The following is a 19,564-nucleotide window of genomic DNA, read 5'->3' on the forward strand; positions in this document are numbered from 1 at the left end:
CCACCCAACCTCCGTTTTAAGGGAGGGAGAGATAGCAAGCCGCCCTTTTTAAGGAGGATTGGGGGTGGGTCAAGTGTGGGACTGGTTCGCGAAACAAAAATTGCTTCTTTGTCATCGCCTCAATCGCATAAAATTAGATGTGAAGAAACATTGGCAGGGTCATGCTAGAGATCGGCGATCTGTTCAACAACGGCTATTATCTCGCTCAAAACCCGGATGTGGCCCAGGCTGTGGCTGCCGGCGCAACCACGGCGCTCAACCACTTCACTCAGTTCGGTCAATTTGAGCGCCGCAACCCCAGCGGTCTATTTGATACGACGTTCTATCTGCGCTCTAACCCAGACGTGGCAAATGCCGTCAGCAAAGGCGGGACGTCGGCGGTTCAGCACTTTATCAATTTCGGTCAATTCGAGGGGCGCAACCCCACTTCCCTATTTGATACGAGTTTTTATCTGGCAGACAATCCAGATGTGAAAAATGCCGTCAGCAGGAGCTTGACGGGGTATGAACACTTCGTCGATGCCGGTCAGTTCGAGAGGCGCGACCCCAACGCCCTCTTCGATACGAAATTTTATCTGGCATATTACCCCGACGTGGAAAACGCTGTCAGCCAAAATTTGACGACGGCTTACCAGCACTTCAGCCAGTTTGGTAAATTTGAGCGGCGGGACCCGATTGCGGAGTTCAATACATCTTATTATCTCCAGAACAATCCAGATGTGGCGGCTGCAGTGCAGCGAGACGAAATCACCGGCATAGAGCACTTCGATCTTTACGGTCAGTATGAAGGGCGGAGTCCGAGTGCTGATTTCCCGACGGGAGCTTATTTGCAAGTGAACCCAGATGTGGCGGCAGCGGTGAGAGCCGGTGCGCTGACGGCGATTAAACACTACCTTCAATATGGGGAAAATGAAGGACGCCGGTTTATCGAGGTAGCTGCTGAAGAGGATCTCCGCCGCGCCACCAATGCCGGCACCCTCAGCGCTACGCCAAAGGTTCAGAATGCGGTTACCACGACAGAAATCGATAATGCTTTTAAGGAGGTTTACACGTTTACCCTGTCGGGCACCAGCAACCTTAACATCCAACTCCAAGGGATAGCCGAGGCGGATATTGGCATTGAAATCGGTCGGGACATTGGCAATAATGACATTATCGAAGGCAGAGATATTTTCTTTAATTCCCTAGCGAACTTCGATTCCACGCTAGATCAGGTGAAGCAGTCCGTGCTGCTTCCGGGAACTTACTTTATCCGCATAACGCGGAATAAAGACTTGCCGAATTACACCCTGAGCCTGTCGGCAACCCCGGCAGCGCTCCCAACACTGACGGAGTTTGACCCTAATTTGGGGAACGGTCTGGTGGATGCTAAAAAGGCCGTTGAGGGGGCGATTAAGAGCGCGAATCCCAGCGCTGCCGCTCTCAGTAGCGCTGCCGCTCTCACTCAAACAGATGGAGAGAACTTTGAGGATCTGAACTTAATTAATGTTGCGCCGGTCTGGAATGCCGGCTTTACCGGCGAGGGCGTCAAGGTCGCGGTGATCGATAATGGGGTTGACTACAATCACCTGGATTTGAAGCGCAATATTGTGACTAGCGCCGGCTATGACTTTGCGGATAAGGACAGTAACCCCCTGCCCGGACCCCGGGAGACGGCGAGCACCACGAACCCCGAACAGTTCGACGCCAGCGAACACGGCACTCATGTAGCGGGAATTGTCGCAGCAGCCAGAAATGGGATTGGCACGACTGGGGTGGCTTATGAGGCGCAGATTCTGCCTCTAAAGGTGCGCGAGAATGCTAAAGATCCCTACGATCTGTCTGCTGCGGCGGTGGCTGAATCAATTAACTATGCTGTCGCGCAAGGGGCTAAGGTGATCAATCTCAGCTTGAGTTTGCCTACTGCTAACGATACCATAACGGCTGCGGTTAAAGATGCCGTATCGAAAGGTGTTGTGGTTGTGGCTGCTGCAGGCAATCAAGGGGGACAAGACACCAACTTTCCGGCATCTTTGGCTGCAGATCCTAACATTCCCGGCGTGATTGCTGTGGGCGCTGTGGATGAGGACAAGCAGCAGGCTGAGTTAAGCAATCTTCCCACACTGAATGGAGAAGCAGCACCGGCGCTGAAATTCGTGGTAGCGCCCGGGGTGGGGGTTTTGTCCACGACGGGGGACCGAGAGTATAAAACCACGAATGGCACCTCTCAGGCGACTCCCCACGTTGCCGGTGTTGTGGCGCTGATGCTGCAGGCGAATCCCAACCTGACGCCGGTGCAAGTTGTGGATATTTTGACTGGGGAAGCCACGACTCTCGTGGGGCTGAGTGACTTCCCCAGACCCGAGACAGCAATCGCCTAGTCGCCTTGCCAGAAATCGGATTTAGAAACCAGGTTTCTTTCAGAAACCTGGTTTCTGGGGCTTATCTTTATAAAACTAGGTTAAAGTCAACTTCATCTTTAACCCGTCTTGATTCTCTCCGTAATAACTCTTCAGGCGAGCCACCCTGGAGAATCCAACCGACTCGTAAAGGGCGATAGCGCTGTTATTCTCCGCCTCCACCTCCAGGAACACCGCCTGGATATTTTCCCTCCCCAGTTTATCCAAACATTCTAACATTAGTTTCTTGCCCAATCCCTGCCCTCGGAATTCAGCCTTAACCGCAAAACTGTACAATCTAGCCACTTCTCCGCGACAGGTTTTTCGCTTCAAGATAATAGCATAAGCCGCCAGCGTTCCATTCAACCGCATCACATAGATATCTGTGCGTGGACTTTTCAGCAAATAGGCGATCTGCTTCTTAGAAAAGGCTATCCCCTCTCTAAAACATTGAGCTTCTAGTGAGGCCAGATCGCTCTTATCTTCAAGGAGCGCTTTATCTATTTTACAGTCCAGAGCAAGCCCCATTGATTTGCGCCCCTTTTCCGTAATAAAAATTAGCAGACCATTTGGGAATGCGAAACGCCGGACGGTAACTTTCCTTGCTCCAAGCTAAAGAAGGGATTTCGCAGTCGTCTCCAGCATTGCACCATTTGATATCGGCCCAGTACAGGCGGCAAAACTCGCTAAAAATGTATTGAGCGGAACCCGTAAAATTTCTATCCGTTTTCTCAATCAGGACGCTAAATATGTCGGCACCGATCTTTTCCCCAAACGTAAAACCTACCACTTGGTCACTGGCATATAACACCATGCCGGTGAGTCCTAAAGCCTCAGCATTCTGCAAAACACGCTTTGTGGCTGCTGTGTCTTGATAGCGCTTGAAGGCAATTTTTACCGAGTCTTGCACCTGCGGCTGCCAAATATCCAGCAGGTTCAGGCACTCTTCTATACGATCGGGGGTAAACCGCTCAGTGTAAATATTGCTGTATCTCCTCAGGAAAGCCGCGCGACTTTGCCGCTTGGAAGCCAGATCGCCCCCCTTTAAGTCTATCATCCGCTGCGTTTCATAGACATAATCGCCGCTGCGAACTGCCAGGTCAAAAAGTCCGAATTTGTCAGCCCATTCTCGGGGGACGTATTCCACATATAAGCTGGGCTGGTTAAATTGCTTGAAAAAGAACAAGCATTCTTCCAGCGCTGCTTCCTTGTCTCCAAATCCGACCGGCGGAAACACCATGAAGGGTTCTCCTCCTTGCATGGCAAACACACACAAGCAATCTCTGACGATTTTCCACCGGGTATCGCACACTTCACCCCACATGAACAGGTTGGCAAAAGTCGCATCGGATATGGGGGTCTGACTGGCGGACAGAAAGAAATCGAAAATCGGCTTATGCTCTAGCTCTAATTTTAATAAGCCGCTGCCCTCAAAATAGTCTTCGTCCTGCTCAACTGTAGCGTCGGATGTGTCACTCTTTGGCGATTGGTTTTGCATGGTTTACAGAAATTATAGCTCCCTAGAAGGCAAAGGTTTTGTTGGCTGTATTATAGCACGATCTCTGGCAAGGCATGTCAAATTTTTATGAAAAATTTTACCGCCCATAAATCAGGGAGTCGCGAGGGAGAACGCACCACTTTTGTAGCGCGAGTCAGGAAGAAGGGTAGAGGGCGACAATCCCCTGTCATTCTCCCACCTTCCAGCTTCATCTTTTTCCCTTGCTTTTCCGGAAAGGGAACGAGACTTTTGCCCACTTTCCCTCCTGTAAATGGCCATTAGGTTGCTTCCTAATGACATCCCACACTCCATCGCCGCTGCACGGTGTGTTCCCCCCGGGGGGAACACACCCGGCTTCTTTTACAGCGCTTCTGGTTCCTGACCGGCAACCACCGGCGCTGAAGCGTTCAGCTTCAAGTCCGGGTGGTCAGCTTGGATCTGATGCAAGTTCCACTCATTCTTAAACAGCAAAACCGGCCTTCCCCAGCTATCCTTCACCGTCACGGTATTGAACAAACGCCCGACTTTCGCCAGCGCTTCCCAACCGCCAGCCACCCAGCGGGCCACAGAAAAAGGCAGCTGTTCCAGCAGCGTCTCAACACCGTACTCATTCTGCATGCGGAACTGCACCACCTCAAATTGCAGCTGGCCAACTGCGGCCAAAATCGGGTCGCGCTTCGCCTCATCAGCTGAGTACATAATCTGCACCGCACCCTCTTCCCGCAATTCAGAAACGCCTTTGCGGAATTGCTTGAACTTGGAAGGGTTGGGGTTTTTCAGATAGGCGAACAGTTCTGGCGAAAAGCAGGGAATGCCTTCATACTCCAGCTTCTGACCCGTATAAATCGTGTCGCCAATCGCAAACACTCCCGGGTTGTTCAAACCAATTACGTCGCCCGGATACGCTTCCTCAATTGATTCCCGATCTTGAGCGAAGAGTTTCTGGGGGCGAGAGAGGCGAACGATTTTGCCGGTGCGGGCGTGGCTCACTGTCATGTCTTTTTCAAACTTGCCGGTGCAGACGCGCACGAAGGCAATTCGGTCGCGGTGTTTCGGGTCCATGTTGGCTTGCAATTTGAATACGAAACCGCTAAACTCCGGGTGAGTGGGAGCAATCTCACCGGCAGTGCTGCGTCGCGCTCCCGGTTTCAGGGCGTATTCCAAAAAAGAATCCAGGAACAGCTGCACGCCAAAATTGGTCATGGCGCTCCCGAAAAACACCGGCGTCATAATGCCGGCGTGCACCTGTTCTAAATCCAGCTCTGACCCCAATTCTTCCAGCATTTCCAACTCGTCTTTGAACTGGTAGTAGAGGTCTTTTTCTAACAGTTCTTCCAGGCGCGGGTCCCCCAGATTGAGAGCGGTGTCGAGCGCCTCTCGCGCCCCGTGGGCGCTGCGCTCGAATAAGTGAATCTGCTTGGTGCGCCGGTCGTAGACGCCTTTGAAGCGGTCGCCGGTGCCAATGGGCCAGTTGACTGCGTAGGTCGTCAGGCCCAGTTCCTTTTCAATCTCGTCCAGCAGTTCCAGCGGTTCCCGCCCGGGCCGGTCGAGCTTGTTAATAAATGTAAAGATGGGAATGGAGCGCATCCGGCAGACTTCAAACAGTTTCCTCGTTTGGGGTTCGAGCCCCTTAGCCGCGTCTTCCAGCATCACCGCGTTGTCCGCTGCAGCTAGGGTGCGATAGGTGTCTTCGCTGAAGTCCTGGTGTCCGGGGGTGTCCAGCAGGTTAATCTGGTATCCCCCGTACTCAAACTGCAGCACGGTGGAGGTAATCGAGATCCCCCGCTGCTGCTCCATCGCCATCCAGTCGGAGGTGGCGTGACGCTGCGCCCTGCGTGCCTTCACGGCACCGGCTTCGTGAATGGCACCTCCGTAGAGCAGGAGCTTTTCCGTGAGGGTGGTTTTCCCGGCGTCGGGGTGCGAGATAATGGCAAAGTTGCGGCGCAGGTCAACCGCTGTTTGCAGTTCGGCTTGGATTTCGGTGGTCATTAGGTAGCTTGATTGGGGACTCTTTACCAGACATTATAGGAATTCCGCGCCCATGCAAATGGCAAGATGCCGAACCCGACCGGTTGTACTGTCCCCCGGCGCGGATTCAGGGGGAGAGGGGGCAGGGCGCAACACGCCTTTAAACTCGGACAGACGTACTATACAAATTTGGGAGTTTCGATTGGATATTCTGCATTTATAATGCCGGAGCGAAAGCATTTTTATTCCCTACATAGCCTCCATTTTTCCTCTTCTAGCAGCAGTCATATTGGTTAGGGCAGGCGTCTCGCCTGCCCTACGTCAAGACCTCGTAGGATAGGCGTTGCTTTCCGACGCTCGTCTCCGAAAATAAGTGAATATTGCTAGATCAACCTTTCCCGCCAGTACAATAGCAGTAGGCACTTAGGTTCGTACATTTCGGCCTCTTTTGCACCCTCGCACTCTGGCTCCTATTGTCCTAACCCATATTACTACTGGGATATAGACGTAGGCCAGCGTCTGGCTGCCCTGAAGGTCTAATGTTTTAACCCAAGTGAATACTGCTATAGCAGCAGTCATATTGGGCGCGGACATTCATTTCCCTATCTGCGTCCATCTACTTCTACTTCAGCGATTATCTGCGGTTTGAAATCTTGAACCGCAGATGAACGCAGATGAACGCAGATGTGGCAATAGACCGTCATGTCCTAAACTAAGTGAATAGGGCTAGATCTTTTGTTCTGCCTATAGAGCGAGCAATTATGAGGAAAGGCGAGAGGAACGCAATCTCTATAAACTAGGGCGATTAAATCCAACTTGTTAAATACTTTTAAAGTCCCACATCAGGGAAGAAACCGGGTTTCTTTTACTGGGGGAGCTGATATGTAATGGCACGCGGCCTGCTGGGGCGGTCCCGCATGGCCGCCCCCAGGTTCTGGCTCCTTTACGTTTTCTTTATAAAGACGGTCTTAATTTTACCTTTATTTTTACCCGCTTGCCTTCTGGCCACAAAATAGACAATATAGCAGCAGTCATATTGGTTAAGACATTAATGGCATGGCGCATGGGACATGGCGCATGGAACATGCCCCATCATAGAAGACTCACAGATGCTTGCTCAATACGATGATGCGATGATGTCCTTTGGCGTGATGCCCTTTTGCGTGATGCCCGATGCCCTTTTGCGTGATGCCCATGTTCTAAACTAACTGTTTATTGCTATATCTGTAAACACGCCGGAAGCTGAGGGGAAGCGGGAGCAACAAAACACGCCACCGGCGCAACAGGAGCGCTCGTGCCTCACCGGCAGCAATCACGCCCCTGCCGCCGGCGGCGGTGGCTGTGACCTGCTCCTTTCCGTGCCGGCTGCCTTGACAGGCGGCACCGGCAGTGATACCTTAAAGAGCAATAGGAGTGCGAAAGTCCCTGAATGGCGTTCACCTCGGTCGCGGAGCCGGCAATCGCCGCCCGCCTGACAGCCCGTGCCGGTGCTGATACCCGCTCGCAAGGGGGAGCTAAAAAAATCAGGGGCGTCAGGGAAAGCCGGCTGACAAAACCGACTTCCGCAACGCCCCCACACAGGACTGACCTTGAGCTAGCACGGAGTTTCAGGCACTGGGTGGGGAATCCCCCCCCAGATCCCAACCCCCCATGAAACCTTACTGGCAAAGTTAAAATACATTCAAGACAACAGCGCGCCGGTTTCAGGCGCGTAACGAAAGCAAAGTCCTAATCAGGTGAGGGGGTTGGTTCCATGTACGACTCGGACAAACGCAAGCTCTTAGCAGCTCTCTGTCACGGCGCAATTTTTTTAAGCACTTTTGTTGTGTCCGTCGGGATACCGATTGCGATTTTGCTGGTATCCGACGATCCGGTTGTGAAAGAGAATGCCAAAGAATCCCTGAACTTCCACTTTAATGTATGGCTCTATGGGGTTATTATTGGGGCGCTGTGGTTTTCAGTGATTGGCATCCCGCTGGCCTTCCTGCTGCTATTTCCATACTTTCTTTTCCAATGGGGGCCGCCAGTTCTGGCCATTATTCAGGTTCTCGGCAATCCCGAACAGCCCTACCGCTACCCGTTTATTTTCCGCATCCTGTAGGGCTGCCGGCGAGCCAAAATTTACAAGGCATTCCCTAAAATAGCTGTGAGATAAGTAGGGTGCGTTTCCCTCCGGGAAACGCACCCTACAAAACGTCTAATCGCTTTTTAATTGGGAGCCTCCCCAAGAGGCGGCGGGCATGGATCAACAGAGGCAATGGGAGCATCCCATTTTTGTAATCCCCCTCACCCCCAGCCCTTCTCCCACAAGGGGCTCATCCTTACCCATAAGTCCCAGAAAGCTCTCACAGTAAAGCTTCCAGCTCTGTTTCTCCCCCTGCCTTCAAGGCAATAAGCCCCAACTACTGATAATAAAGTCCTGGTGAAAAGCCAGAACCCTGATTCGCCGATTGGGGGTTGTGCACACTGCGGCAGCTGTGGGGTGAGAAGTAGCTCCTGAAAACAAGTCTGGATAAGCTTTTCAGGAGATGTGGGTAATGATGAGCCCACAAGGGGAGAGGGGAGAATTCTTGATTCTTTCGCCCCTCTCCTGCCCTGGGAGAGGGGGGGTTAGGGGGGTGAGGGTGACAGTCTTTGCTTTAACGGGATGCTCCCGAGGCAATCGCTGCAATATGTTACCCAAGTTTCTAATTATAGCTGTTTTCCTCTGAGTGAGGTACTGAGAAACCCGGTTTCTGGCATCTACTTCATCCCACTGAAAACCGCTATAAGTAGGCAGAGCCTCCAAAGCGGCCAGGCAGTGCCTGAGAACGAGGGTTAATTTATTAATTTAAAATTAAAATTTTTACAAGCGTTGAAGTTTTCGGTTGAGGCGGGCTTTTTTGCAGGGGTTCTTCTGGACAGCGGCTGTGGGGCGTTGGGGCGCTGGCAGCCGGCAGGGGTGAGGGCAGCAGGCTCTTCCTGGCGCAGGCGAAAGTTGGCAGCCACTATAATAGAGTGTGTGCCATCTTTGAGTTCTTATGAAATTTCACGCCGGCTGCCAATTAAACTACAGCATCGCTCAACCCAGCACCTTTGTCTTCAACATTCAGGTGATCAACAGCGCCTGTCAAAAGATATGCCAGGAAAGCCTGCTGATTGACCCCCAGCTGGATATTGACGAGTGTTACTGTTCCTCTGGTGAGCGCCGGTATTTTCGAGTCAGCGCACCGGCGGGCAAGCTGCAAGTCTCCTACGAGGCAACCGCTGACATCGAGCACTTCTATGCAAATCCCGAGGAGATTCCCGAAGTTCCGCCGGCTGATTTGCCCCTAGAAATTATACCACTACTTTACCCCAGCCGCTACTGCGAGTCGGACCTGCTGCTACAGCTGGCGCAGAGTGAATTTGGCGAGCTAGAGCCAGGATATTCCAGAGTCACCGGCATCTGCAACTGGATTTATGACAGAGTAAAATACCTGTCTGGCAGCACGGACTCCCAGACTTCGGCGTACCAGACGGCGATAGAAAGAGCCGGTGTCTGCCGAGATTTTGCCCATTTAGGCATCGCTCTGTGCAGAGCCTTGAATATTCCGGCACGCTTTTTCGCGGGGTATGCCTGGGGGCTGAACCCGCCCGATTTTCATGCCTGCTTTGAAGCTTATCTGGGAAATCGCTGGTATTTTTTCGACCCCACCCGACTCGCGCCACAAACCGGCATCATCCGCATTGCCACGGGGCGGGATGCCGCCGATGTCTCTTTTGCCACCATTTTCGGGCCGGCGCAGCTAGAGCGGATGCAGCTGTTTGTCGAGCCGGTGGGAGAAGCCGGCACCGGAAAGCCAGAGCCGCCCCCCTACACAACAGCCGCCATCGCCATCTCCTGAAGGGGGTTTGAGCCGCGCACCCGTTTGCAGTAGGGCTAAAGCCCTACCGTTTGCTGTCCGGCATTAGCCGGGCAGAACACCGGCTCACCGGCAGCCGGCAGTCTGGCATAAAAAAGCATTCGAGATTAGCTTAAAATAGTGAGGGCTCGTTTCGCTGTAAGGCACCGCAATCATGGGGCAGCATTCCCGCGCGCGCAACCCCGCATCCCCCACCCAGCCGGCAGGGGGAGAAAAGGAAAAAAAGGGAAAAGATGTGTCCCCCCTCTCCTCGCTCCGGATCGGGGGGGAAGGGGTGAGAGATTTTAAGGTGCCAAAATGGCATACTTCCCGCAATGATTGAGCAGCAATCTGATTTAAGAGGGAGGCGGCTGTATCCCCAGCAGCTTAAGATGACTCTCAACAGCAGTCGCTGATTTCTCCCCTGTACGGTAGTAAACAGATTTAACCAAAACTGATGTGCCTTCCGTGAGTTATTGCCTCAACCCCAACTGCCTCAACCCAGCTGACCCGTTGAATGATAGCAACCGGATGTGCCGGCACTGCGGCTCATCGCTCGCCGTGCGCGGCTATCGGGTTAAGCGTCTTTTGGGCGAAGGCGGCTTTGCAAAAACGTTTGAAATAACTGACGATCTCGGAACAGCAAAAGTCCTGAAAGTGCTGCTCGGCACCAATCCGAAGGCGGTGTCCCTGTTTCAGCAAGAGGCCCGGGTTTTGGCGAGCTTGCAGCATTCGGGGATTCCCAAAGTGGAGCGAGATGGCTACTTCACCTATTTCCCTCACAACAGCCAGCAGCCAGTACACTGCCTGGTGATGGAGAAAATTGAGGGGTCAAATTTAGAGGAGTGGCTGAGCGAGCGCAACAGCCGGCCCATCACCCTTCAGCAAGCCCTAGGCTGGTTAAAACAGCTGGCAGAAATCTTGCAGCAAATCCACCTGGAACAGTATTTCCACCGGGATATTAAGCCGTCCAACATAATGCTGCGCCCCAGCGGAGAGCTGGTGCTAATTGACTTTGGCTCCGTCCGGCAAGTCACCGGCACTTACCTGGCCAAAGTCGGCGGCGGCCATCAAGTCACCGGCATTGTCTCTCCAGGCTACACTCCCCCAGAACAAGCCAATGGCAAAGCGGTGCCGCAGTCGGATTTCTTTGCCCTCGGACGCACCTTTGTCTATTTGCTGACCGGCACAGATCCCAACGAGTTTCCCGAACACCCCCGCACCGGCGAGTTGCTGTGGCGAGACAGGGCTTGGCACGTATCGCCACCCGTGGCGGATTTGATTGATTACCTGATGGCACCTTTTCCCGGCAACCGCCCTCAAAATGCCGGGGTGATTTTACAGCGGATCGCCGAAGTGGAGCGCCCTGACTTTCAGCCCCTGCCATACCAGCCGGTGCCCCGCACCCCCCATTACAGGATGACGCCTCTGGCGAGCTTGCCCAGATCCAGAAGCAAACGACGGAGCAGCGCCAAGTCCGGGCGCAAAAAGTTTAGCAAGTTCAAGGGGAAATTACTCAAAGGCAGTGTTTGGCTGCTGTTTGCCGGCAGCGGGGCGTCGCTGCTGCTAACCCTTGCCGGTGCCGAACTCCACCCTTCCTGGGCACCCGCGCTCAATGCCGGGGGTGTGTTTTCGCCCGGGTGGAACGCACCCCGATTTCCATCGAGTGAGCTAGCTTCTCCCCCCACACAGAACGCCTTTCAAAACGCGGCTTTGGCCCAGACGCTTGACAGCCATACCGGCGGCGTTAATGCCGTCGCCATCAGCCGCGACGGCCAGTTCCTGGCCACGGGCAGTGTTGACAAAACGGTTAAGATTTGGGACCTGGGCACCGGCGAAGCGCAGCGCACCCTCACCGGACACACCCGTGAGGTTTGGGCGATTGCCATCAGCCCGGATGGAAAAACCCTAGCCAGTGGCAGTGGCGACCGGACGATTAAACTGTGGGATATGGCCACGGGGGAGCTGCTCCACACCCTCTCGGGCCATTCCGGGCGGGTGAGCGCCCTGGCTTTCAGTCCCGATGGCCAAACCCTCGCCAGTGGCTCCTATGACGCCAAGATTAAGCTGTGGGATGCAGACACCGGCACGGAGATCCGCACCCTGAATGGCCATACAGACTGGGTGACCGCTCTCGCCTTCCGCCCCAATGGCCAAACCCTCGCCAGCGCCAGTGCCGACCGCACGGTGAAGCTGTGGGGTGCCGGCTGTGGCGACGAGCCGCCTTGCGCCCCTGCGCGCACCCTCTACGGGCATTTCAGTCCGGTGGAGTCTCTGGCCATCAGCCCGGATGGCAAGACTCTGGCCAGTGGCAGTGAGGATGGCACGATTAATCTCTGGGATCTGGGTGCCGGTAAGCAGCTCGACAGCCTGTTCGGACATTCCGCCTCCGTCAACGCTCTCGCCTTCACTCCGGACGGCCAGACTTTAGCCAGTGGTGGTGGCCCTCTGGAAGACAAGATCAGGCTTTGGAATCTGCGCACCGGCCAGCTCCTGCCCACCCTCTCCGGGCATACCGATACGATTCACGCTCTGGCCATCAGCCGCAACGGCCAGCTTATGGTCAGTGGCAGTGAGGATGACAGCATTAAGGTTTGGCGGCTGCGGTGACAGCCAGGGCAGGCCAGTCCCCCCACGGTTATGGCGTTTCTGGCCAGCGGGAAGGCTGCGCTATTTTACGATTAAATAGGTTTTAAAAAAAACCGTTTGCAGACCTGTTTTGTATATATGTTTTCTTCCGGATATTATAAATTTTTTCGGGGTGCCGCCCCCCAGATCCCCATCTCCTCTGTCCCGGAAAACTGGAAATATCTGCAGTTGCAGGCCCCCGCGCGCAGGTATGAGTCGGGCGGCCACGGGGGGCCGCCCCTACAGCTGAACTGAGCGATTAAAACCGGCACTGCGCCACTCCAGTTCCTCCACCTGTACCTCTTTCCTCTTCCTTCTTGGCGCTCTTGGCGTCTTGGCGGTTTATTATTAAAAATCTAAAATCTAAAACCGTGGACAGGGAAATCTTTTCTTTCGGTGAGTCAGGCGAGCGCGACCGGCGCACTGACCGCCGGCTCGAACAGCTCTGGGTTTTTGGGCTGCTGCTGGCGGCGCTTCTCCTTTATGGAATCAATCTCGATGGAGTGCCGCTGCGAGACTGGGATGAAGGAATAGTCGCTCACGTCGCCCGCGATATTTGGCGCGGCAATTTAAACTGGCTTCACCCAACGCTAGCCGGCGAACCGTATTTTAACAAACCCCCCCTGGTTCACCTGCTGATTGCTATAGCATACTCTGCCGGCGGTGTCAGTGAGCTGATGGCGCGATTGCCACCGGCAACTGTCAGCGCTTTTAGCGTGCCGCTGCTGTATGGGGTTGGGCGGGAAGTGTTTCCCCGGCGCACGCCGGCCATTTTTGCGGCGCTGATTTACCTGACACTGCTGCCGGTGGTGCGCCACGGGCGTCTGGCCATGCTGGACGGGCCGGTGCTGTGTTTTTCCCTGCTGATGCTGTGGTGCTTGCTGCGCTCGCGCCGGGATTTGCGCTTTGGCTTGGGTGCCGGCATTGGTTTGGGGCTGGTTTGCCTGACTAAGGGCGTGCTGGGGCTATTGCTGGGGGCGATTGCCGCTGTGTTTATCGCCTGGGACACCCCCCGCTTGCTGAGGTCTTGGTATCTGTGGGCCGGCTTGCTGCTGGGTGCGGTGCCGGCAGCTGCCTGGTATGCCGCCCAGTGGCAGCACTATGGCCAGCAGTTCATTCAGGAGCATTTTTTCAGCCAATCTTTGCAGCGCCTTTGGCTGCCGGTGGGGAATAATGCCGGCCCGCCCTGGTACTACCTGCTGGAAATTGTGAAATATAGCGGACCGTGGCTGCTGTTCTGGCCCCAGGGGCTGCGCTTGGCCTGGGAAAATCGCAACCTGGGTTTTGGCAAGCTGGTGCTGGTGTGGGGCGGGCTCTACCTGCTGGCGATTTCTGTGATGCGCACCAAACTCCCCTGGTATGTCCTGCCGGTCTACCCCGCCCTCGCTCTCGCCGGCGGCGCGCTGCTGGCTGAGGTTTGGGGGCGTCGGGCGCGGGCTTTCCCTACGTTCTCTTACTCTGTCAGTTTCCCCCTCTACCCCTCTCGCCGCGCCTGGGTCGCAGCCTTTGCGCTGCTGGCTGTGGCCGGTTTGGCCGGCAGCCTTTACTTCGGCGGACTTGGCCCCCAAACGGAACGGTATTTGCAGCTGGCACTGGGCTGCGCTGCCCTAACGATGGCGGCGGTGGCTGTCCTCGTCTCCCGAGAAGATCCGCAATTTATTTTGGTTTTGTTTTGGGGCTGTTATGTTTCGCTGACGCTATTTGTCAGCTCGAATAGCTGGGTTTGGGAGCTCGCAGAAGACTATCCCGTATTGCCGGTGGCGGCGATGGTTCAGCAGCACGCACCGGCAGGCGTGCCGGTGCGCACATCCCACCCCTACAGCCGCCCCTCTCTCAATTTTTATAGCGACCGCCAAGTGATTCCCGCTCCTGATAGCGAACTCCAGCGCCACTGGCAGCAAGATTCTCAACCTTATTTGCTGCTGGACCGGCCTGCCTTGGAAAAGCTGGGTTTGCAAAAGGTAAAGCCTCTGGCAACCGCTGACGGCTGGATGCTGCTGGCGCGAAATAAGTTGCAATCCTCAAGCCGGCTTCATTAAACTTAGCTGAGCCGGTTTTAGAAATCAGGTTTTTTTAGTTGGAATTTCTAGAAGGGGGATTACAGAAACCTGTTTTCTTTCCTTGGCGCTCCCCGGATGCGGTTTATTTTTAAAATTTTTTCCATCTAGAAACGCTACAGATATATAGCAGTATGCACTTAGTTTAGAACATTAGACCTTCAGGGGGGGCGGGACGCCTGCCCTACGTCTATATAGCAGTAAGAATTTAGGAAACCTACATTCCGGCCTTCCTTGCTCCCCCGATCCGGAAGCTTCTATTGTTCTAACCAATATGACTGCTGCTATAACAGTAGCCACTTAGGGAACGGACATTAATCGCATGGGGCATGGGGCATGGCGCATGGGGCATGGCGCATCATGGAAAACTCACAGCAATGCGATGATGCCCAATACGATGATGCCCAATGCGATGATGCCCAATACGATGATGCCCAATGCGATGATGCCCAATGCGATGATGCCCAATGCGATGATGCCCAATGCGATGATGCCCAGCACCAAGGCAGGCGCAGTTTTCCAATAATTACCTGTGCCCTGTGCCCCATGCCCTGTGCCCCTGGCCTGCCGCCATGCCCTGTGGCCTAACCGCTACGGTAAGAGCCTGGTTGAATCTACGATCTCAGTAACTTGTTCTATGACATTCTCAAAGGGGTTGCGCTGAGGGGTCCAGGTTTCAAGGGTCGCTATGGCCACACCGGCGAGGGCAGCACCGGCCAAAACACCAAGTAAGGAAGACGGTTTTGCCAGCCCGATATCGCGGAGGATGCGAGCCAGAGGGCGGCTCTGGCGGCGGAGAGTGCGCCCGAGGGCTAGCTGCCTCATGGTGTTGGGGTCTCGGACGTAATGACCGCTCCAACTGATCACCAAACGTTCCTGACAGTAGGGGCAGGTGTACAGTCCACCGAACATCAGATTAGACTGCATGGTGCCGGTGCGATTGCAAATCGGGCAAGTAACAGAGTGACTGTCAAAGGTGTGAGCGTTCATTCGTATTTCCCGCTTTCCCAAAAGATGGTTTGACTGTTTTGCTGAGGCGAACATGCTGGTTGTGTGTCGAGCGCGTTCAGCCTGGCACCTAGCTGAAACGGATGGTGAGTTCCCACGAGCCGTCAGATTTTGAGATGCTCGCGTAACGCGATCCCCAGACGCGATAAATCGACGTCTCTGCCGCACCCATTTCAACTGTGCTGTCGGGGGTGGCGGAGGAACCAAAGGTCACAGAAGAATGGAACGAAAGGGATTCCTCCTGTGAGGCTGAGCGCGAGATCGGCATGCAATGCCGGTGCGTGCGTTCCCGGCGCACGCACCGCACCGGCTGGCTTTCCCCGGTTGATGTCTGCACGCCGGCTGCAGCGCCACAGTTGGGCCATCAAACGTTAGCTGACGCGGGTAAGTCTGCTTGCGAGAGTGAGCGGCGTTACCTGCCAAGTCCTGCCTGGGGAAGGCTGCTGTCGGGGCAAGCGCAAAACGCTGTTCCCGAATACTGGCAAGGCATGCTGTTGACCCTTGAAGGCTGTCCTACCTACTTTCTAGTCTACTCTGGCTGTCTCCATCTTCCCAAGGGCTGAGAGCCCGCACTCACGCCCTCAAGCGGGCGTCTGGGGTGCCGGAAGCGCCCACTGCCACGCCTGCAAGCTTTGCAGCCCTGGCCCGTCGGTGAGGTTGTACTGCAAGGGGGTAATGGTGATGCAGCTGTCGCGAATTTTCTCCACGTCGGTGGGTATTCCGGGAGGCAGATGGGGGTTGTCGGGCTGTTCAATTTCTTCGAGGACCTCACCGGCCAGCCAGTAGTAGGTTTTTCCCCTCGGATCTACCCGCTTGTTGAAGATATCCACATACCGGCGCAGGCCCAAACGAGTGAGGGCCACACCGGCGATTTGTTCCTGCTTTACCGCCGGGATATTGACATTTAGCAGCGTTTGTGCTGGGAGGGGGCTTTCGGCGAGCTGCGCCAGCAAGGCGACAGCAAAGTTGGCTGCCGGTTGAAAGTCGCGCCAGGCGTAGCTGACTTGACTGAAGGCGATGCTGGGTATGCCTTCCAGCAGCCCTTCCATTGCAGCGGAGACGGTGCCGGAGTAGAGGACGTCGCTGCCCAAGTTCTGGCCTTGGTTGATGCCGGAGAGGACAAAATCTGGCGGAGAGTCGAGCAATGCCCACAGCGCCAGTTTGACGCAATCGGCAGGGGTGCCGGTGCAAGACCAGGCTTTGACTGCGGGATGAAAAACGGACTCTACGATTTCGGCGCGGATGGGCTGGTGCAGGGTCAGTCCGTGACCTGTGGCGGAGCGCTCTTGGTCGGGGCAAACTACTGTAACCTGATGGCCGGCAAGAGCCAGGGCGTTGGCGAGGCTGCGAACCCCAGAGGCATAGATGCCGTCGTCGTTGCTGATCAGGAGTTTCATTACGCTTTGTGCGGGAGTAAAATTGCTTCTTTATTGAATGAAAAGTTTGAACCGCCACCGTGAAGGGAGGCCAATAAATTTATCGGTGGCCCACTGCAGCTGCTGTGTTTTTAGCGCAGGCTGGTTTGTCACTTATTCTAAACTTTGGCGGCGGGGCTGCGGTGGGTGAAATCTGGAGTTTGAAAAATCATGCGATTTTTGGGATGCTATGAATAACCGCAGAGCTAGGCAGAACAAAGCACATAAATATGATATCATCCGCGTTTATCTGCGGTTCAAACTCTAATTTTTATGCTTGGGGTGCAAATCGCGCTAAACTCAACATGGCGAAATATTACGACACACAAGCCCTCCCATGACTACCCAGCTGATGGATCTGGAAGCACAACTGGAAACACTGCGTCAAGAAGCTCAGGACGAGATTGCCACTGCCGGGACACTGGAACGCCTCGAAGAACTCAGAGTGAGCTACTTGGGCAAAAAAGGCCAGCTGTCCAAAATATTAGGCAGCATGGGGAAATTAGACCCTGCCGACCGGCCACGCATTGGGGCGCTGGCCAATGAAGTTAAGGAAGCTATCCAAACCAACTTGGAGGAAAAGCGGACAGCACTGCAAGCCGCCCAGATTCAAGCCCGGCTACAGTCAGAAACGCTGGATGTGACGATGCCGGGAGTTTATCGCCCCCAAGGTCGGGTTCACCCGCTCAATGGTATGATTGACCGGGCGCTGGATATCTTCGCCGGACTGGGCTACACGGTGGCCACCGGCCCGGAAATGGAAACCGACTACTACAACTTTGAGGCGCTGAATACGCCGCCAGACCACCCGGCGCGGGATATGCAGGATACCTTCTACCTCCCGGATGGCAACCTGCTGCGGACTCACACTTCGTCGGTGCAGATTCGCTACATGGAGAAGCACAAGCCGCCGGTGCGGATTGTGGCACCCGGACGAGTTTACCGGCGCGATACGGTGGACGCCACTCACGCGGCGGTGTTCCACCAGATTGAACTTTTGGCTGTCGGTGAGGGGCTGACGTTTAATGACCTTAAGGGTACAATTAAGGAATTCTTGCGGCAGATGTTTGGCGAGGTGCCGGTGCGCTTCCGCGCCAGTTATTTCCCCTTCACGGAACCCTCAGCTGAGGTGGATGTGCAGTGGAAAGGGAAGTGGTTAGAAGTCCTCGGCTGCGGCATGGTTGACCCCAATGTGTTCAAAGCGGTGGGGTACGATCCAGAAAAATACACCGGCTTCGCTGCAGGGTTTGGTGTGGAGCGCTTCGCAATGGTGCTGCACCAAATTGATGACATTCGCAGGGTGTACGGCAGCGATTTGCGCTTCTTAAAACAGTTCTGAATGTTTTAATGAGTGCTGGGGGGCAGTGGCGGCTGCCCTGAATTGCCGGTGAGGGGGAGTGTGAGGCGTTTTATTTGGGGTGGGAGCCACCGCCGGCGCACGCGGTGCGGATATCTGTCCGCGCCGCGCTGAGCAAGCGTTTCGCAGCGGTGGTTTTTTAAGCTGTTATAGCAACAGACAGTCAGTTTAGGACACTGGTCGGAGGGAACACAATTCCTACGAGGTATAGACGTAGGGCAGGCGTTCCCTCCGACCCTCAAGGTCTAATATCCTAAGCTAAGCGGCTACTGCTATAGGCTTTTAATCTGCATGCGGGCGAAAGGAGGCAGAGCCTCCAGGGCAGCGTTCCCAGCCTGAGGCTGGGAACGAGGGTAAATCAAAAATCAACAATTAAAATCTGCGAGGGGTGATAGAATGCTAAAATTGCACTGGTTGCGAGCGACTTTACAAATTAAGGGGTCAGTCATTCGCTCTGTTTATGAGCGGGTTGTCCTTTGCGCTTTGTTTGGGTATATCATTTCCGTTCTTTTCCATTTTGGATTTCCTGTTGCGTGGCCAATATTAGGCTTTGTACCTAACATTATCTTAGGTTTATTATTGGTTTTTCGCACAAATACGGCTTACGAACGTTTTTGGGAAGGCCGCAGACTCTGGGGAACAATAACCATTAGTGTCCGCAACTTGGCGCGTCAAATTTGGATAGCAGTTGACGAAAAAGAGCCGCTGGATGCAGCCAATAAGGTGCGGGCGCTGAGGCTTTTGGTTGCTTTTGCTGTGGCGACTAAGCTGCATTTGCGCCAGGAGCCGCTCAACAGCGAACTAGAGGCATTGATGGCTCCAGAGCAGTATGTCAAGATCAAGGATATGAACAATCCCCCCCTTGAGGTTGCCTTCTGGATTGGGGACTATTTGCAGAAGCAGCACGATCGGGGGTGCGTCGATAGCTATCAGCTGACTTCCATGTACAAGTTACTGGATGAGATGGTGGGTGCTTTAAGCGGCTGCGAGCGGATTTTGCGGACGCCCATGCCCTTGGCGTATGCGATTCACCTGAAACAGCTGTTACTGATTTATTGTCTTTTCTTGCCCTTTGATATGGTCAGCAAGCTGAATTGGTGGACTGCCCCTGTTGTGGCTTTAGTGAGCTTCATGCTGTTTGGGATTGAGGAGATTGGGGTTGAAATTGAAAATCCCTTTGGGCACGATCCTAATGACTTGCCTTTGGATACGCTTTGCGATACTATGCTGCGCAATATTGAAGATATCATTTCACTGAAGCCCAGCGTTCGTTACCCTTCAGTTGAGTTGCCGGCGACATCGGTGGATTAGCGGGAAGCCGAAGGGCGCTGTACGGGGGCTAAGAAACTGGGTTTCTGTCGCAGAAACCCGGTTTATGGGTGTCTTGCACGG

The 19,564-nt window shown here is 54.5% G+C and carries 15 protein-coding genes; 9 read left to right on the forward strand and 6 right to left on the reverse strand.

Translation table 11 applies throughout. From position 1 onward, the window contains the following. Positions 1-161 precede the first annotated feature (161 nt). Complete coding sequence (locus tag OSC10802_RS44765) at positions 162-2,360, forward strand: S8 family peptidase (RefSeq protein WP_017719365.1); 2,199 nt, start codon at positions 162-164, stop codon at positions 2,358-2,360. Between the two features lie 75 nt (positions 2,361-2,435). Here the strand turns inward: OSC10802_RS44765 and OSC10802_RS44770 are convergent, their stop codons facing one another. From OSC10802_RS44770 to prfC, 3 genes are all read right to left on the reverse strand, one after another. Next, positions 2,436-2,906, reverse strand: coding sequence for a GNAT family N-acetyltransferase (locus tag OSC10802_RS44770; RefSeq protein WP_017719366.1), 471 nt, complete (start codon positions 2,904-2,906; stop codon positions 2,436-2,438). After that, the gene (locus OSC10802_RS0124265) at positions 2,884-3,876 is read right to left on the reverse strand and encodes a DUF2156 domain-containing protein (protein WP_017719367.1); all 993 of its coding nucleotides are present in this window, start codon (positions 3,874-3,876) and stop codon (positions 2,884-2,886) included. Before OSC10802_RS0124265 ends, OSC10802_RS44770 begins: the two co-directional genes overlap by 23 nt. A 360-nt stretch (positions 3,877-4,236) precedes the next feature. Beyond that, positions 4,237-5,865, reverse strand: coding sequence for a peptide chain release factor 3 (prfC, locus tag OSC10802_RS0124270; RefSeq protein WP_017719368.1), 1,629 nt, complete (start codon positions 5,863-5,865; stop codon positions 4,237-4,239). Between the two features lie 1,408 nt (positions 5,866-7,273). Here prfC and OSC10802_RS50915 point away from each other — a divergent pair. The 5 genes from OSC10802_RS50915 to OSC10802_RS0124305 all read left to right on the forward strand — a co-directional run bounded on the left by OSC10802_RS50915 (position 7,274) and on the right by OSC10802_RS0124305 (position 14,374). Beyond that, positions 7,274-7,498: a hypothetical protein gene (locus OSC10802_RS50915; protein ID WP_155968317.1), complete on the forward strand. Its 225-nt coding sequence runs from the start codon at positions 7,274-7,276 to the stop codon at positions 7,496-7,498. A 99-nt stretch (positions 7,499-7,597) separates the two neighbouring features. Then, positions 7,598-7,945, forward strand: coding sequence for a DUF4870 domain-containing protein (locus OSC10802_RS0124275; RefSeq protein ID WP_017719369.1), 348 nt, complete (start codon positions 7,598-7,600; stop codon positions 7,943-7,945). A gap of 919 nt (positions 7,946-8,864) precedes the next feature. Next, on the forward strand, positions 8,865-9,710 hold the full coding sequence (locus OSC10802_RS41620) for a transglutaminase-like domain-containing protein (protein ID WP_017719371.1): 846 nt from the start codon (positions 8,865-8,867) through the stop codon (positions 9,708-9,710). Between the two features lie 456 nt (positions 9,711-10,166). Continuing rightward, positions 10,167-12,317, forward strand: coding sequence for a protein kinase domain-containing protein (locus tag OSC10802_RS0124295; protein ID WP_044170192.1), 2,151 nt, complete (start codon positions 10,167-10,169; stop codon positions 12,315-12,317). A 389-nt stretch (positions 12,318-12,706) separates the two neighbouring features. Continuing rightward, positions 12,707-14,374 (forward strand): ArnT family glycosyltransferase, encoded by a 1,668-nt coding sequence (locus OSC10802_RS0124305; RefSeq protein ID WP_017719375.1) that lies wholly within the window; start codon positions 12,707-12,709, stop codon positions 14,372-14,374. Between the two features lie 387 nt (positions 14,375-14,761). Here the strand turns inward: OSC10802_RS0124305 and OSC10802_RS55825 are convergent, their stop codons facing one another. Together OSC10802_RS55825 and OSC10802_RS0124315 are read right to left on the reverse strand one after the other, a co-directional pair. Beyond that, a complete protein-coding gene (locus OSC10802_RS55825) occupies positions 14,762-14,893 on the reverse strand; it encodes a hypothetical protein (protein WP_255349168.1) in 132 nt (43 codons plus the stop codon). A 90-nt stretch (positions 14,894-14,983) separates the two neighbouring features. Next, a complete protein-coding gene (locus OSC10802_RS0124315; RefSeq protein ID WP_017719377.1) occupies positions 14,984-15,382 on the reverse strand; it encodes a hypothetical protein in 399 nt (132 codons plus the stop codon). Positions 15,383-15,591: 209 nt separating this feature from the next. On the opposite strand from OSC10802_RS0124315, the gene OSC10802_RS50920 reads away from it, so the two are divergent. Next, the gene (locus OSC10802_RS50920; RefSeq protein ID WP_155968319.1) at positions 15,592-15,963 is read left to right on the forward strand and encodes a hypothetical protein; all 372 of its coding nucleotides are present in this window, start codon (positions 15,592-15,594) and stop codon (positions 15,961-15,963) included. Between the two features lie 18 nt (positions 15,964-15,981). On the opposite strand, the gene surE is transcribed toward OSC10802_RS50920, so the two are convergent. Next, positions 15,982-16,797, reverse strand: a complete 816-nt coding sequence (surE, locus tag OSC10802_RS0124320) for a 5'/3'-nucleotidase SurE (protein WP_017719378.1) — start codon at positions 16,795-16,797, stop codon at positions 15,982-15,984. A 355-nt stretch (positions 16,798-17,152) separates the two neighbouring features. Between surE and pheS the strand changes: the two genes are divergently transcribed. Together pheS and OSC10802_RS0124330 are read left to right on the forward strand one after the other, a co-directional pair. Beyond that, positions 17,153-18,154 carry a phenylalanine--tRNA ligase subunit alpha gene (gene pheS, locus OSC10802_RS0124325; RefSeq protein WP_017719380.1) on the forward strand — a complete coding sequence of 334 codons (1,002 nt, stop codon included), beginning with the start codon at positions 17,153-17,155 and terminating at the stop codon, positions 18,152-18,154. Between the two features lie 414 nt (positions 18,155-18,568). Continuing rightward, the gene (locus OSC10802_RS0124330; protein WP_017719381.1) at positions 18,569-19,483 is read left to right on the forward strand and encodes a bestrophin family protein; all 915 of its coding nucleotides are present in this window, start codon (positions 18,569-18,571) and stop codon (positions 19,481-19,483) included. Positions 19,484-19,564 lie beyond the last annotated feature (81 nt).

Source organism: Kamptonema formosum PCC 10802 (assembly GCF_000332335.1).
In the GTDB taxonomy this organism is placed as follows: Bacteria; Cyanobacteriota; Cyanobacteriia; order Cyanobacteriales; family Oscillatoriaceae; genus Oscillatoria.